The organism is Streptomyces sp. NPDC026673, assembly GCF_040638135.1.
Taxonomy (GTDB): Bacteria; Actinomycetota; Actinomycetes; order Streptomycetales; family Streptomycetaceae; genus Actinacidiphila.
Map to the genome: position 1 here is coordinate 244,531 of NZ_JBEZXR010000003.1, position 16,196 is coordinate 260,726.

Annotated in this window: 10 protein-coding genes; 1 reads left to right on the forward strand and 9 read right to left on the reverse strand. The window is 71.2% G+C overall.

Features of this window, described 5'->3' with window-relative positions:
* Positions 1-79 precede the first annotated feature (79 nt).
* Entirely contained in the window at positions 80-1,981 is a 1,902-nt protein-coding gene (locus AB0F62_RS04180; RefSeq protein ID WP_361791924.1) for an alkyl sulfatase dimerization domain-containing protein, read from the reverse strand.
* 432 nt (positions 1,982-2,413) lie between these two features.
* Here AB0F62_RS04180 and AB0F62_RS04185 point away from each other — a divergent pair, with 432 nt between their 5' ends.
* Positions 2,414-4,531 carry a SpoIIE family protein phosphatase gene (locus AB0F62_RS04185; RefSeq protein WP_361791926.1) on the forward strand — a complete coding sequence of 706 codons (2,118 nt, stop codon included), beginning with the start codon at positions 2,414-2,416 and terminating at the stop codon, positions 4,529-4,531.
* A 73-nt stretch (positions 4,532-4,604) separates the two neighbouring features.
* Here AB0F62_RS04185 and nhaA read toward each other — a convergent pair whose 3' ends face one another.
* The 8 genes from nhaA to AB0F62_RS04225 all read right to left on the reverse strand — a co-directional run bounded on the left by nhaA (position 4,605) and on the right by AB0F62_RS04225 (position 16,159).
* Complete coding sequence (gene nhaA, locus AB0F62_RS04190) at positions 4,605-5,921, reverse strand: Na+/H+ antiporter NhaA (RefSeq protein ID WP_361791928.1); 1,317 nt, start codon at positions 5,919-5,921, stop codon at positions 4,605-4,607.
* Between the two features lie 386 nt (positions 5,922-6,307).
* Positions 6,308-6,841 (reverse strand): GNAT family N-acetyltransferase, encoded by a 534-nt coding sequence (locus AB0F62_RS04195; protein WP_361791930.1) that lies wholly within the window; start codon positions 6,839-6,841, stop codon positions 6,308-6,310.
* Positions 6,842-6,939: 98 nt separating this feature from the next.
* Entirely contained in the window at positions 6,940-7,167 is a 228-nt protein-coding gene (locus tag AB0F62_RS04200; RefSeq protein WP_361791932.1) for a hypothetical protein, read from the reverse strand.
* Between the two features lie 247 nt (positions 7,168-7,414).
* A complete protein-coding gene (locus AB0F62_RS04205; protein ID WP_361791934.1) occupies positions 7,415-8,191 on the reverse strand; it encodes a DUF427 domain-containing protein in 777 nt (258 codons plus the stop codon).
* A gap of 246 nt (positions 8,192-8,437) precedes the next feature.
* Positions 8,438-9,892, reverse strand: a complete 1,455-nt coding sequence (locus AB0F62_RS04210) for a glycoside hydrolase family 47 protein (protein ID WP_361791936.1) — start codon at positions 9,890-9,892, stop codon at positions 8,438-8,440.
* Between the two features lie 211 nt (positions 9,893-10,103).
* Entirely contained in the window at positions 10,104-10,679 is a 576-nt protein-coding gene (locus tag AB0F62_RS04215; RefSeq protein WP_361791938.1) for a hypothetical protein, read from the reverse strand.
* Positions 10,680-11,271: 592 nt separating this feature from the next.
* Positions 11,272-15,375: a carboxypeptidase regulatory-like domain-containing protein gene (locus AB0F62_RS04220; RefSeq protein WP_361791940.1), complete on the reverse strand. Its 4,104-nt coding sequence runs from the start codon at positions 15,373-15,375 to the stop codon at positions 11,272-11,274.
* A gap of 535 nt (positions 15,376-15,910) precedes the next feature.
* On the reverse strand, positions 15,911-16,159 hold the full coding sequence (locus tag AB0F62_RS04225) for a hypothetical protein (protein ID WP_361791942.1): 249 nt from the start codon (positions 16,157-16,159) through the stop codon (positions 15,911-15,913).
* Positions 16,160-16,196: the final 37 nt, after the last annotated feature.

Genomic DNA, 16,196 nt, shown 5'->3' on the forward strand with positions numbered 1-16,196 from the left:
GGCCGTTCCTGCCGGTCGGCAGCGGAAGGAGCCCTCGGTGAGCGCCGGGCATGCAACGGCGGGCGCCGCTCACACGCGTCTACGGCGTGACGATCGCGAAGTTCGGGTCGGGCTCGCCGAGGTGGGCGAAGAGCTCGGCGAGCTTGTCGGCATCGCCCGAGACCTGGATGCCGGCGCGGTCGGCCAGGTGGGTCGCCGGCGTGGTCCCGAGGAGGACGGCCCGCAGGTCGGCCTCGGGGAGGGAGATCTCCAGGTCGGGGTCCACAGCTGCGGGGCCCTCGCCGAACACGTGGGTCAGGACGCCGTTGTGCAGGCGCCAGGTGATGGGCTCCATGCCGGGGACGTTCCAGCGGATCGTGATGTCCGTGTTCCAGCCGGCCGGGCCGTCGACGCGGATGGCGAGGGAGTCGAAGAGCTGGTCGAGGGAGAGCGCGGAGACCACGTCGGGCGATGCGGTGACGGTCGGTGTGCCGACCGAGCCGTGTCGCAGTTCGAGGGCGCCGGTGAGGTAGAAGTTGCGCCATGTGCCGTTCTCGCTGCCGTAGCCGAGCTGGGTGAGGGCGTCCGCTTGCAGCTCGCGCGCCTCGGTGTTGCCGGGGTCGGCGAACAGCACATGGTTGACGACCTGGGCCACCCAGCGGAAGTCGCCGTCCGCGTAGGACCCGTGGGCCCGGCGCAGGACCTCTTCGGCGCCTCCCATGAAGTCCACGTAACGCGCGGCCGCCTCGGTGGGCGGGTGCTCCCACAGGTGAGCGGGGTTGCCGTCGAACCAGCCCAGGTATCGCTGGTAGATCGCCTTGACGTTGTGGCTGACGGATCCGTAGTAGCCGTGGGTGTGCCAGACGCGTTCCAGGGCCGGCGGCAGCTGCATCCGTTCGGCGATCTCCAACGGGGTCAGCCCTTGGTTGATCATGCGCAGGGTCTGGTCGTGGAGGTATGCGTACAGGTCGCGCTGTTCGCTCAGGAAGGTCAGCACCCGTTCGCGGCCCCAGGTCGGCCAGTGGTGCGAGGCGAACACGACGTCGGTGGAGGCGCCGAAGAGCTGGACGGTCTGGGTGAGGTACTGGGCCCAGACACGCGGGTCCCGGACCTCGGCGCCACGCAGGGTGAGCAGGTTGTGGAGGTTGTGGGTGGCGTTCTCGGCGATGCACAGGGCGGCGTGGCCGGGGAAGTGGATGTTCAGCTCGGCGGGCGCCTCGGTCTCGGGGGTGAGCTGGAAGGCCATCCGGATGCCGTCGACGGTGAGTGTCCGGCCGGTGGCGGTGATCTCGACGGTGGGCGGGAGGAGACTGGCCGCGCCCGTGGAGGTCGTCTGCCCCAGACCCGCCCCGACCTGACCGTGTGCCCCCTTGGGCAGCGCTGCGCCGTACATGTACGCGGCGCGGCGTGCCATCGCCGTGCCCGCGTAGACGTTCTCGCTGACGGCATGGGCAAGGAAGCCCTCGGGGGCGATGACAGGCACGTCGGGGCCGACCTCCTCGGCATTCACGACGCCCTTGACGCCGCCGAAGTGGTCGACGTGGCTGTGGGTGTAGAGCACGCCTGTGACGGGGCGGTCGCCGCGGTGGCGCCGGTACAGGGCCAGAGCCGCTGCCGCCGTCTCGACGCACAGGAGGGGGTCGATGACGAGGACACCCCGCTCGCCCTCGACGACCGTCATGTTGGACAGGTCGAAGCCGCGTACCTGGTAGATGCCCTCGGCCACCTCGAACAGACCGTGCCGGGCGGCAAGAGCGCTCTGCCGCCACAGGCTCGGATGCACGGTGTCCGGGCAGTCCGCGTCGAGGAAGCCGTAGGCGTCCAGGGACCACACCACATGCCCGTCACTGTCCGTGATATCCCGCTGGTCGCTGGTGCCGAGGAAACCACGGCCGACGTCGTCCAGGTCGCGGTCGTCCTCGAACGGCAGCAGACTTCGTGCGGCCTGGTGGGCGGCGACGATCGCCGGCTCGGAGCCCTTCACTGCGGAATCGGCGGACATCGTGTTCTCCCTCGGAACCGGACCGGCATCACCACCACGTGGGCTCAGTCAGTGCCACCCTCGGGGATCACCCGCAGGCGTGCCATCGCACGTACTCCGTCTGCACGACCGACCGCGCGCTGCTCCCGGTTCCCTGACAGGGATCTCCGATCGGCCGCCGGCCGGCCATCGGCTGCCTGCCGGATTGCATTCCTTTGCGAAGAACGGGCATCTGCTCCATGTACGGGCCATGTGCGCCGTGTGGTGCGGCGCCCCTGGCGATGCCCGTTCCGGTCGTCGTACCGGTGGCCGAGCCATGGACGGGCCTCGTACGCCGGGCGGCTCGCGGGAGCCTTGCCCGGACCGGTGCGACCGGCGCACCCGGCGACGCGGCCCGTGCTCGCTCCAGGCGCGGCCGACCCACTCCCGGACCCCCGGAGGGAAGTGTGTGCCATGCGGATGGCCACCGCTTTCGCCGACGAGTGCTGGGCTGACCTCGAGGACTCCTTCGGCCGCATGGTGCACGACACCGGAGGGTCGGCCGGGTTGTTGTATCTGTCGGTTCCGGGTGGGCAGGTACAGCAACTGGCCATGATCACCGGCGCCTCCCGCCGGATCGCCGCCCCGTGGACGCGTGTCGCCACCGATCTGCCCTCACCGGTGACGGACGCCATCCGCGAGAGGCGCCTGGTGTGGCTGGCCAGCCGGCAGGAGATGGCCTGCCGTTACCCCAACGTCGGGCTGGTGGTGCCCTACGACTTCATGCTGGCGGCCGTGCCGATCATCCACGGCACCAGCGCCTGGGGCGGGAGTGCGCTGCTGTGGCCGCAATGGCATGCGTCCCAGCTCGATCCGCGTGAGCGGGAGGTGATCAGCGCCTTCTGCCACCACGCGGGCCAACTGCTGCAGCAGGCCGCCGACCGCGGCGAACCCCTCCTGCCCCGTGACGATCCCCAGGTCCTGGCGCCGATGCGCACCGGAGCCCCGCGATGGGGGGAGGCGCTGGCAGCGGTGGAATTCTCCGAGCGCCTGCCGATCGGCTGCTGCGCGCTGGACCTGGACGGCCGGGTCACCTTCGTCAACACCGCCGCGGCCGGACTCCTCGGCACCGGCGCCACCGGCCTGATGGGCACCCGGCCCTGGGAATCGCTGCCCTGGCTGCACCAGCAGCCTTTCGAGGACCGCTATCGCGCCGCGGTGCTCAGCCGCGAGCCCACCACGTTCACCGCGCTGCGCCCGCCCGATCACCGGCTGTCCTTCCGGCTCTATCCGGACGCCTGCGGGATCAGCGTCCACATCACCCCCGCTCGGGCCGGACCGGCGAACATCACCGGCCCCGCCGGCCGGCCCTTGGCGGAGCCTGCCGCCATCGCGGGGCACTACCAGCTGATGCACCTGGCGGCGACACTCACACAGGCGGCCGGCACCCGGGATGTGGTGGAACTGGTCGCCGACCAGCTGGTGCCGGGATTCGGCGCGCGAGGGCTGGTCCTGATGATGATCGAGGAAGGTCGACTCCGCATCATCGGCCATCGCGGCTACACCTCTGAGTTCATCGACCGGTACGACGGTGCCACCCTCGCCTCCCTCACCCCGCCCGCGCAGGCTCTGGCCGGCGGTGTGCCCAGCTTCTTCGTCAGCTTCGCCGACTTCCAGCGCGCCTATCCCGATGCCGCCCGTTACGGCTCCCGCGACGCCTGGGCCTTCCTGCCGCTGATCACCAGCGGACGCCCTGTCGGGACCCTCGTGCTGTCCTACGACCAGCCCCGGCCCTTCCCCCAGGCCGAACGGGCCGCCCTCGCCGCCCTGGCCGGCCTCATCGGCCAGGCCCTGGACCGCGCCCGGCTCTACGACACCCAACACCAGCTCGCCCACAGCCTCCAGAACTGCCTGCTCCCCCGCGAGTTGCCCAGCGTCCCCGGGCTGGAGGTCGCCGCCCGTTACCGGCAGGCCGGCCGCGGCATGGAAGTCGGCGGCGACTTCTACGACCTCATCCGCTGCGACTCCAAGGGGGCGGCTGCCGTCATCGGCGACGTCCAGGGCCACAACGTCAGCGCCGCCGCCCTCATGGGCCAGATCCGCGCCGCCATCCACTCGCATGCCATCGCCGGCCCACGACCGGATGAAGTCCTGCTGTGTGCCAACCGCCTCATCGCCGATCTCGACCCGGGCCTGTTCACCAGCTGCCTGTACGTCCACCTCGACCTTCACCAGCACCGCGCACACCTGTCCACCGCCGGACACCTGCCGCCCCTGATCCGCCACCCGGACGGACACACCGAGATTCTGCGGCTGTCCCCCGGCCTCCTCCTGGGCATCGAGCCCGACGCCGACTACACCACCGCAGGCATCCCCCTCTCCCCCGGCACCGTCCTCGCCCTGTACACCGACGGACTCGTCGAAACCCCGGGGACCGACATCGACGATGCCATCACCGACCTCGCCGACCACCTCGCGCGCACCGGCGACCAAACCACCCAGAGCCTCGCGGACACCCTCGTCGAGCACGCCACGCGCACCACACCCGGCACGGACGACATGGCCCTGCTTCTGGTCCGTGCGACGGATTGAGCTCCACCGGGCGTCCGCGCCCGCGCTACGGAGTACGGGCAGCGCGGGCGGCGTACATCCACCCGCGAGGTGTTCAGTCCGCCTGACCCGATGCGGTACGGGCCGCGTCACCGCGCTGGTAGATGTCGGGGATGCCGTCGCCGTCCGCATCGACGTCCTCCTCCGCACACAGCCGCCGGTAGAGGCGGTTGCGGCGGTGCAGGAGCAGCGAGGCCAGGCAGGCCGACATCACCGAGGCCACCAGGACCGCTGCCTTGACGTGCTCACCTTGCGCGGTCGAGGGGAAGGCGAGCTCACCGATCAGCAGGGCGACGGTGAAGCCGATGCCGCCCAGGGTGGCGAGGCCGAACACGTCGGCCCAGGCGAGGTCCGGATTCAGCCGGGCACGGGTGAAGCGGGCGGCGAGGTAGGTCCCCGCGAAGATCCCGAGGATCTTGCCGAGCACCAGACCCACGACCACGCCGAGCGGCTCCGGGCTGGTGAACACCTGCCCCAGGGATCCGGCGGAGACGGTGACCCCGGCCGCGAACAGGGCGAACAGCGGGACGGCGACGCCTGCGGACAACGGGTGCAGCAGGAACCCCGTGCGCTCGGCGGGCGAGGTCACCTCGTCGTCGTCGCGGGTCGTCCGCAGGATCAGGCCCATGGCGACGCCTGCCACGGTGGCGTGCACGCCGCCGTTGTACATCAGCCCCCAGATCACCACGCCGAGCGGCACGTACCACCACCAGCCGGTGATCCGCAGCCGCTGCAACACGTAGAAGACCGCGAGGCCGGCCACCGCACCCAGCAGCGCCCAGACGTTGAGGTCGGAGGTGAAGAACACCGCGATGACCAGGATCGCGCCCAGGTCGTCCACCACGGCCAGGGTGAGCAGGAAGGCTCTCAAGGCCGCGGGCAGGTGGGTGGAGATGACGGCCAGGACCGCCAGCGCGAAGGCGATGTCGGTGGCCATCGGCACCGCCCAGCCACTCAGGCCGCCGCCCCCGAACGCCGAGACCGCGGCGTACAGCCCCGCGGGCACCACCATGCCGCACACAGCCGCGACGACCGGCAGCGCGGCGGTCGCCGGGGTGCGCAGCTCGCCGACCACGAGCTCGCGTTTCAGCTCGATCCCGGCCACCAGGAAGAACACCGCCAGCAGTCCGTCCGCCGACCAGTGCCCCACCGACAGGTCCAGGCCCAGGGCGGGGATGCCGAAGTGGAAGTCGCGTATCGCCTCGTAAGCGCCGCTGAACGGACTGTTCGCCCACGCCAGGGCCACCACCGCGGCGGCCAGCAGAACCAGGCCGCCGACGGTCTCCGTCCGCAGGGCGTGGGCGACGGCCCGTCGCTCCGGCCAGGGGAGCACGCCGAGGAACAGGGGACGGGATCGGGGGCCGGTGGCCATAAGGGCGGATCCTCCGGGGCGTTGACGACAACGGGCACAAAGCCCCTGACAACGCCGACCAGACTTCCCGGCACACCCGGCGCCTTTTCTTGACGCCTTATTGACACCCTACCGGACGGCACCCTGGCGGACCCGAGCGCTCCGCACACCCGCAGGGACGCGCTCCGCCGTCGGCGCGGCCGACCGGTCCGACTGCCCGGCACCACGTTGTCCCCGGCGACGGCCTCGGAGCGGGCCCCGAGGAGTGGCCGTCCCCGCGCGCGCCGCACTGTCCGTCGACGCTGGCGCCCGACATCTGCCACCGCGGACGGGCCGGCCATCGCGCGGCCCGGCCCGTGGTCCGCATGGAGCCGCTCGTGGGGCGCTCGCGGGGCGGTCGCGCCCGGTCAGGCCTCGAACTCGGTGAGGTCGATGGCGTGAACACGCAGCGGGAAGCCGTACTCGGGGTGTGTGGTGTCCCGCTGTGGCACCATGCCGAGCTTGCGGATCACGTTCGCCGAGGCGGTGTCGCCGATCCGGGCGATGGCCACCAGGCGTTCCAGGCCGCGGTCCTGGAGCGCGAACTCCATCGCGGCGTGGGCTGCCTCCGATCCGTAGCCCTGGCCCCAGAACTGCTGTCCCAGCCGCCAGCAGACGGACACCTCGGGCATCACCTCGGGAAGGAACTCCGGGAGGGAAAGGCCGGTGAAACCGGCCAGTTCGCCCGAGGCCAGCAACTCGACGGCGAAGAGCCCGAAGCCCTCCTCGTCCCACTCCTCCTCCCAGCGCTCGATGGCCTCCGCCGTTTGCTCCAGGTCGCGCACGGAGCCGTCGCCGACCCAGCGCATCACCCGCGGGTCGCCGTTGATCTCGGCCATGGGCACCAGGTCGTCGTCCTGCCAGCGGCGCAGGATCAGGCGGGGGGTCTGGATCTCGGTCATGGGCTCATCCTGTCGGAGGGGAAACCGCAACGTTAACCGGCGCGGCGCGCGCCTCGAGCACACGCGGGCGGCGAGGGCCGGTTCCGCCCGGCAAGGGGTCAGAGGGCGGACTGCTGGGCCGCTTGGTACGCGTCCCACAGCGGCTGCGCGACCGTGCATTCACGGGCGGACCCGTCCTGGCATGTGGAGCATGAGGTGGAGTGGTCCAGCCAGGCGCGGTACGCCGTCTGCACGGCCTGGTTCACCTGCGTCACCCGGGCCCGGACGACGGCACCGGGCCCCGAGCCGGTCTCCAGCCAGCGCTCCCTGAACCCGGGCTCCCCCATGACCAAAAACTCCTCGACCTCGCCGGATCCCGCATCCGGCAGCCCGCCCCGACAGCTGACCACCCACTGTAGCGATTCGTCGCAGGACACATCTCGAACCACCGCATCATCTGCACATCTCCAGCAGCGTGGTCATGCTGCGGGGCCGCAGGCGGCACCGCTTCAACGGCGTCCGGCAGCGGGCGCGATCCGGTCGCCGGCACCCGGCAGGCCCGGCCGCCAGGGGCCCGCCATGCCGCCGGGAAGCTCAGCGGGTGGGGTCGTCGGGCTTCGGCAGCGGAACGCCGTCGACGTACAGGTCGACGTACTCGTTGTAGAACGCGACCAGGCCCGCGATGCGGTTGGCCTGGATGGTCGGGAAGTCGTACGCCCAGGCGATGTCCTCGTGGGACGCGGTGTCGCTGCCGAAGGACCAGTAGCCGCTCGTGGTGCCCTTGTAGGGGCATCGCGACACCGTGTCCGACTGCCGCAGCCGGGACCAGTCGACGTACATGCGCTCGAGGTAGTAGCGGGTCGGCAGTCCGGTTTCGAACAACTTCACGCAGTTGGGTGCCTCCGCCAGCACGACACCGTCCAGTTCCACGCGGACGCTGCTGGACGAACGCAGAGCGTCCACTCGCGAATAGGGACTCCTGGGGTGCACGAACACCGGCTCGTCCTCCTCGAACCAGGAGTCCAGCGCCTCCCATTCGAAACGGACGGTGTCGTGGAGCGGCTTGGGGCTGTCCTCGTCCCAGACCCATGCGGCGCCCTCGCGGACCGCCGAGCCGACCCGCAGAGCGTGCCGGCGTGCGGACCCGGCACCGCGATGCTCCGTGTGCCGCTCGTCGACGAGCACACCGTCGACCAGGTCCTCGACCGGGATGCTGAACTGCGGGTAGGCGCGCCACTCCCACACGTACAGCGCGCGTCGCGTGTCGAACACGACGCGGTTTCCCACCACGCCCCGGATCCTGCGCGGCACCGGCTCGACATGGCCGACGGGGACGATCAGGCTCGGGTGCGCGACATTCTCACTTGCCATGGTGCTGACCTCGGTTCTCTCGTTCCTGCCGGTTTCCGCGCCTGTGGAGGCAGTGCCGGCTCGGGGCCGGTGGCGTCGTGCGGGGCTCGAGGAACGTGCGCCTCCCCCGGCCCGCGACACCGGGGAACGGACCCGCGCGCAATCGTCCCCGGAGGACAGACCAGGGGCGCCGTGGAGATGTGACACGCCTGCCGCACACCCGCCCCCTATGCCCCTGTGCCGGCACCCCGGCGGCCCGGCGGCCCGTCACTTCCCGACAGGACCGCCGCCCGGTACGGCGCCGGGTTCCAGCAGCCCGCGCAGGACGTTGCCCTCCGTCGTGAGGTAGCCGGCGCCGTAGTCGAAGCGGCGCGCGTTGGCGAACATCAGGAAGTAGTACTTGGCGTTCTCGCTGAACCAGTACGCCGGGGTGAGGTCCCCCAGCTTCATGGGGAACGCCGTCACATCCCGGACGACCGTGAAGCCGTTGGGGACCGTGCAGTAGCGCCTCTGCCGGTCGAACATCACGCGGGCTTGTTCGCGGTAGATCTCCTTGCCCGTGGTGAGCCACAGGAGCAGGCAGGAGTTGGCGTACTCCGGGCGCAGCGGATAGGACGGCTGGACCGCGCGCATGGCGTCGTAGTCGATGAGGTCCGGCGGCAGGCGGAAGGACTCGAGCACGGCCGTCCAGCTGTCGAGGTAGCTCTCGCCGTCGGCGACGTGTCCGCTCTGCGCCAGCAGTCCGGCGTAGAAGGCGGTCAGCTCGGACTGCACGTGACCGGTGGCGTGGCCCGTGCTCATCTCCGCCTGCCGGAACCACAGCCGCCCGGTGCCCCGGTCGGCGAGGTGGGTGAGGATCCCGGCGGTGAGCGTGGTGTACCAGGTGTGCAGCTCCTCGTCCCCGTACAGCGCCCAGCCGTGCCACAGGGACTCGAAGAAGGAGTCGACGGGCGGATCGAGGGTGGCGGTGGTGCCGGTCCACGCGCCGGTCTCCACGTTCATGGTGGTGCCGAGCAGGTCGAGCCGGGAGCGGCGTTCGTAGACGGCGCGCAGCGCCCGCTTGGCCGCGTCGTAGTAGGAGCGGTCGCCGGTGAGCCGGGACAGCTCGCCGAACTCGGTGAGGCAGCTGCCGACCTCGGCGACGTAGTTCTCCCGGCCGCTGACCGCGCCCGTGGAGAGGTTGACGTAGCGGTACGGGGCGCCCGTGGGCGATTTCGCGAAGGCGGGCATCAACCGGTCCGTGAGGTCTCGGGCCAGGTCCAGCAGCGCGGGGACCCTGGTCGCCAGGTACCCCGACAGCAGCCCGCCGACGAGCCGGATGACCGATTCGAAGACCTGGACGGACACATCCTGGTCGAGGTCGAGCTCGTTCCTCACCCACTGGACGGCCGCGACCAGCTCCTCGTCCAGCTCCATCAGGTACAGCGTGTCGAGCGCCTCGACGATCGTCAGGCCGAACGTGTGACCGGGGGCGAAGAAGTCGGCACCGGAGCCGCTGAGCGGCCGCAGCTCGTCGCGGCCCCAGGCCAGCCGCCGGTACGCGTCCCAGGCGCTGCGGAACGCGTCGACGGCCTCCGCCCCCAGGCCCTCGTACGGCTCGGGCGCCGCGTTGGCCGTACCGGGCAGGAAGACGGCCGGAACGGCGGCGACGGGCGTGAGGGCGGCGACGGCCCCGAACAGCCTGCGCCGTGACACTCCGCCGGAACCCGCGAGATTCCTCATGCCCCCAGACATGCCCGAAAAGCCCCACGGCTCCTCCGGGCATGACGGGACATCACCGCATTGCCGGGACACCCCGCCGACCGGTACCCGTCAGCCGCGGATCACCACGACCGGGCGCCCGGGCGATGATCCGCGCCGTCGGCGGCCGGGCATGTCCCGTGTTTGCCAGGCGCCCCGGCCGGCCGGAGTGCTGATGGTGCCGATGGTGCCGCTAGGGTCTGCCCGCCGGGTCGTGATCGATCTCGGGCAGTGCCAACGGAAGCCGGACGGTGGTCACCCAGGACCTGAGGATCGGCTCGGTGGGCGATCCGAAGGCGCCCGCCGGCAGGATGTGGAGCAGGAGCTCGGCGGCCGTCGGGAACAGCACCGGGGAGGACTCGTGCCCGTAGCCCGCTCGGTCGATCACCAGCCGGCCGGCCGGCAGCGCCCCACTGTCGAGGTACGTCCGCAGGCCGTCCGTCACGGCATGATCCAGCCTTTCGGGCAGGCCCGGCAGCAGAGCACCGCGCAACAGCCCTTGCCGGGGCGCGGGCCGGACCGTCTCCCAGAACCTGACGCGCCAATCCAGCCGGTCACCCTCTCCCGGCGCGAACTCGCCGCCCACCAGCGCCGTGAACCGCGCACGGGCGTGGTTCTGCCGCAGTTCCAGGACCGCGCGGGACCGGACGCCCGTGACAACGGGGCGCGCGAGAACCAGCCCGCTGTTCTCGCGTTTTCCCAGGAGGGCGAACTCACGGCGGTCGTCGTCGACCGCCGCGCTTCGGTGGAGCGCCCTCACCACCAACACGCAGAACTTTTCCGTTTCGCTCCGGACAGGGATCCGGGACGCGAGCGCGCGCTCCCGTCACGTGAATCTCCGGAGGGAACCTAGCCCTGTGGGACGTCCCTGACGAACACGATGCCGTCGCTGTCGGCCAGGTGGAGTGGATCGAGCGGGGCGTAGCCGAACCGCAGGACTGCCGGGCGCGGCCCGTCTCGGGCCGCGCCCGGTCTCTCCATGGTCCACCCGGACGATACGCACGGCCCCTTGGGCGCGCCGCGCCCTCGCTCCGGGGGCCGTGGCGGGACGCTCGCCGTAGCCGCGACGGGTTCCTCCCGTCGGCAGGCCGGGCGCCGTATCCCCGAGCGCGGCGCCCGGCCGGCGGTGCGGCCGTCCGGCAGGGGCGGCCCCCGTGCCGGGACATGGTCATCGCGCTGCCCGCCTCTTCCTCGACGACACATCGGCTGACCCGCGACACGGTCATGGCGCACCGCCCCGGACGGGGCGGTGCGCCATGACCGTGGAACCTTCACCTTCCGCAAGCCGCCCGGAGTTCACATCCGGGGTGCGCCGACGGCCCGTCACCCGGACCGTCGGCGCCTTCCCGGTGCTTCCCCGGTTACTTGCGCTTCAGCGTGAAGTCGGCGGTGACCGTCGCTCCCTTCTTCAGCTTCACCGTCGTGACGGTCGGCTGGTAGCCGTCCTTGGCGACGATGACCGTGAGCGGGTTGTTGCGGACGTCGAGCCACAGTCCGTACGTGCCGTCGGCGGACGTGGTGAGTGTGTAGGACGAGGCCCAGCTGTCGATCTGCACGGTCGCACCGGCCAGCGGTGCGGTGCCGCCGGTGGCCTTGTTGCCCAGGACGAGACCGCTGATCTTGCCCCAGGTCTTGGGTGGGTCGACGTGCAGGCTGACCGGGATGCGCGGCACGGCGTAGGGCGTGTCGGTGCCCACGCTCAGGCCGGCGGTCAGGTCACCGGGCTGGGTCACGGACGCAGCCGTGGCGTCCAGCGAGACGGTGACGGTCGTGCTGGCCCCGGGCTGCAGGGTGAGCTCCTGGACGCTCGTGCTCAGCCAGTCGACGTCGCTCGCCCCGCCCTGGTCGTAGCCGGGCAGCACCTCGACCTTGCCGATCGGCCTGCCGGGGGCGTTGCCGCCGCCCACCTTGTAGAAGCCGGGTGCGCCGCCGCCGCGGTAGGTGGCGACGTTGGCGTTGGGCAGGGCGGCCCAGGTGCCGGACCTCGGGTCGAAGGCCTGGCTGCGGTTGGTGAGGGCGTTGTTGCCGATTCCGCCGACCAGCAGCAGGCGCCCGTTGGCCGCGGAGTAGTGGGTACCCCACTGCGGGGCCGGGACGTCCGCGAGCTGCGACCAGCTGTCGGCGCCCGGGTCGTAGGCGTAGGTGTGGACGACGTCGTTCTCGCTGGCGCCCAGACCACCGGCGCAGTAGATCTGGCCGTCGATGGCGCCGCACGCCTCCCACGAGATGGGCTCGGGGTAGGCCGCGATCTGGGACCAGCTGTCGGTGCTCGCGTCGTAGACGCTCGCGTCCGTGGTGCCGCAGAAGTCGGCGCCGCAGCCGCCGATCATGTAGAGCTTGCCGTCCAGGACGGCGGTGCCGGAGCCGGCGTACGGCTTGGGCGCGGACGCCCCGGTGGTCCAGCTGTCGGACGCCGGGTCGTAGATCTCCAGCTTCGCGTCCGGGGTGCCCGACGGGCCCCAGCCGCCGACGGCGTAGAGCTTGCCGTCGATGAACCCGTGCGCGGGGTCCTCACGGGTGTCGGACGCGCTCGCCAGCTTGGTCCAGCTGCCGGCGACCGGGTCGAGGACGTACAGGTCCTTCACGTCGGTCGATCCGTTGTACCCGAAGGCCGAGTAGACCTTGCCGTCCAGCGTGTCGACGGCGTTGTCCATGAGGGCGGCCGGCAGGTCCGGGGCGGTCTGCCACGTGTCGTCGGCCGGGACCGCCGCGGCGGGCTTGGCCGCGCCGGCCGGTGCCCGGGCGTTGCTGGACAGCGGGTTGAAGGTGCCCTTGACGGTCTGCAGCGCGGCGCCCTTGGCCTGCTGGGTGAAGCCGCCGGCCTGTTCGCCGAGCTTGACCGTGGCGGCGGCGCCGCCGGTGTTCCTGACGGTCAGCTTCTGGGACTTGGCCCCGCCCCAGGCCACGGAGGCGGAGACGGAGGCCGGGGTGATCGCGACCTGCCCGGCCTTGAGCTTGAAGTTCGCCTGGACGGCGCTGTCGGCCCCCGGCTTGGCGGTCTTGGTCAGCGAGGTGTACTTCGCCTTGGCCGCGGTGAAGGGGTGGTTGCCGAATGCGGTCGAGACGAACGAGTAGAAGCCGTCGGGCAGGTTCGGGTCGTCGGGGGTGGCCCCCGTGGTGGTCTTCTCGGTGGGCTTGTCCTGGCTGGTGACGGTGGCACCGACGATGCCGGACCCGGTGTTGGCGTCGGTCACGGTGCCCACGACCAGGCCGGCGGGGACGGGGGTGAGCTTCCGGTCGCCGATGAAAACGTTGTCGACGGCCCACCACCAGCCGAAGCTCCCGGTGAAGTGGAAGCGCAGCTGCACCTCGGGCTTGCCGGCGAAGTCGGCCAGCGACGCCTCGATCCGGTCCCCGGTGACGTCCGAGCCGGGCGACCAGATCCTGGTCCAGTTCTTGCCGCCGTCCGCGGTCGCCTCGACGACCGCCGACTGCCCGCCGTACTGCTTGTACTCGGTGTCGAAGGCCACCTCGGGGTCGTTCTTGCCGGTGAAGTCGTAGACCGGGCTGACCAGTGAGGAGTCCTGGGAGACGCCGCCGCCGAAGTGGTCGCTGTCGATGATGGCGAAGGCGCCGTCGCCGCCGGTGTGGTTGCCGCGGTCGCCCGGGTCGTCGAACTGCCAGCCGCCCGTGGTGTCCTTGGCGTTGTCCACCGTCCAGTCGGCGGGCGGGGCGTCGGTGGCGTCGAAGGGTTCGGTGGTGCCGGTGACGTCGACCCGGTATCCGGGCGGGTTCGCCGTCCAGGCGTCGACCGGGAGCGTGATCCCCACCGTCTGCGCGGAGTCGCCGACGGTGATCGTCTTGCTGACGGTCTTGTAGCCGGGAGTCGACGACGCGACGTGCAGGGTGTAGGAGTGCCCCTCGGGCAGGTCCAGGCTGTAGGCACCGGTGGCGGGGTCGGTCCACGCCATACCGGGGACGCCGTCCGCGGTGATCTTGGCGTAGAGCGGCCAGCCGTGGCCGGAGCCGTCGGTGACCTTGCCGGCGACCGTCTGGCTGGGCACCGGGGAGAGGCTGAAGTTCCTGGTGACGTTGGCGTCCTCGTCGACCACGATCCCGTCGGCCGAACCGTCGGCGTAGCCGAACGCCTCGACGGAGACGTCGTAGGTGCCGGTGGGCACGGTCAGGGAGTAGGCGCCGGAGGCGTCGGTGTGGGCGATCCCGGTGCCCGCCGTGACGGTGGCACCTCCGACGGCCTTGCCGGTGGCGCTGTCGGTCACGGTTCCGGCGATCACGCCGTGCGCTCCGGTGCGGAACGCGTTCAGGCCGGCCGGGGTGCCGAGGCCGGTCGGGCCGTCGAAGCCCGTGGCTCCGTTGCACAGGTACGACGGGGAGCAACTGCCGTTGCTGCCGGTGGTGATGTCGTTGAGTCCGGTGCCGGCCTCGTACGGGTACGCGTTCGGGTACGACCCGGCGACGGGGGTGCCGGCGGCGGCGTACACCGAGGCGATGATCGGCGCCGAGACGCTGGTGCCGCCGTAGACCGCCCAGCCGTTGTGGCCGTAGGTCTGGTAGACGGCCACGTTCTCCGCGACGGCCGAGACGTCGGCGAGTGCCCGGTTGTCACAGCCGGTGTCGTGCTGGAAGGCGGGCTTGGGCTCGTACAGCGAGCAGCCGGAACCGGCCAGGCTCCAGGCGTCCTCGGTCCAGCCACGGGGGGTGGACGGAGCGCGGGTGAGCGTGGTGCCGCCGACCGCGGTCACGTACTGCGAGGCGGCCGGGTAGCTCACGCCGTAGCCGAAGTCGCCGGTCGACGCGGTGATCGCGACGCCGGGGTGGTTGTAGTGGGCGTCCAGCTCCGTGGTCTCGGACGGGTCCTCGCCGTTCCCGCCGCGGTAGTCCGTGCCATAGGAGTTGGAGACGTACTTCGCGCCGAGCGCGACCGCCTGGTCGACGGCCGCGGACAGGCTCTCGAAGCTGTTGTCGTCGGCCTCGACCAGGAGGATGTGCGCGTTGGGGGCGATCGCGGAGACCATGTCGAGGTCGAGCGAGATCTCACCGGCCCAGCCCGGGTCCGGTACGGGGTAGTCCGTGCCGCCGCGCTGGTCGACCTTGCGGAAGCATCCGTTGTCCGTGGTGCAGGCCGGCAGCCCGAACTGCGCACGGTAGACGGCGAGGTCCGCCTCGGCGGTCGGGTCGTCGAAGGCGTCGACGATGGCGACGGTCTGTCCGGCGCCCCCGTCGGCGGGCAGGTCGTAGGCGCTCCGCAGATCGGTGGCGCCGTAGCCGGCCGGGGTGTCGGCCGCCCGCAGCAGGCCCTTGACGGCCTTCACGTCGGTGCGGCGCAGGGCGAAGCAGCTGAAGTGGCCGGGCTTGGCGTCGTCACAGGTGGGTTCGAAGGAGGCGCGGCCGTCGGTGACCGAGGCGGCGGACTTCGCGCCTGCGGCACCTGTGGCTAATGCCGGTGCTTGTACTCCGAGTACCGCCATGGCGGCGGCGCCGAGGACTGCCAGTCCTCTGGTCACCGTCCGGTGGAGGGGGTTGGTGGTTCTCGCTGGTCTGCGCAACGTGACTCCCATGCGTGCGTGCAGGGATGGAGCCGGGTACGGCTCCCGGGCGACGGCGAACGTCCGAGCGTTCACCGGAGCCCATTAGCGAGTTCCGCTCTGTCCATGTCAACAAGCAAGATTGTCGGCGGCGGTGACGGAATGTCATCGCATAAATGCTGCAAGTACACGCTCGGCTGCGATTGTTGGATGTTTTGGAGGGGAATAAGGGTCCCGGCGTGTTCGCTGAGTGAACGCCCCACTCCGGCTACTCGTGAGTGGTCACTGCACGTATCGAGGGCGTGAATACGACACGCGACGCAAAGACGCCAGCCCCCTCGGAACACCGGTCAACCCACCGGGCGGCCTTTGCGCTGGCCAACGCGCCATTCCGGTGAAACACGGCCCCGGGCGCATCCGCGGAACCCGCCCGCGGCAAGCCCCATTGCCGGTGTCTCACCGTTTGGTGAAATAGCGGACTGCGCCTTTCGCGGGTGTGATCTCCTGCGCCGGTTCAGGTCCGGGGCGCCCGGGCGGAGCGCGGGCGAGCGCGCAGCGCGGGCAGCCGGGCACAGTCCTCGGCCGAGGCGAGCCCCTCGCCCAGGGCCAGCAGCGAAAGGAGCCGCACCGGGCGGCCCGCCGCCGCCGCGGCCTCCAGTTTGTGGTGGCCGTCGAGGAGGAAGTGCGTCAGCCCCCAGTGCCGGTAGTGGTCGGCCGGCAGGCCGACGGCCGGTTCGCACACGTCCAGCGTGGAGACCGGCATGCGGAGGCGCCGGGAATATTGTCATCGCGTGATGACT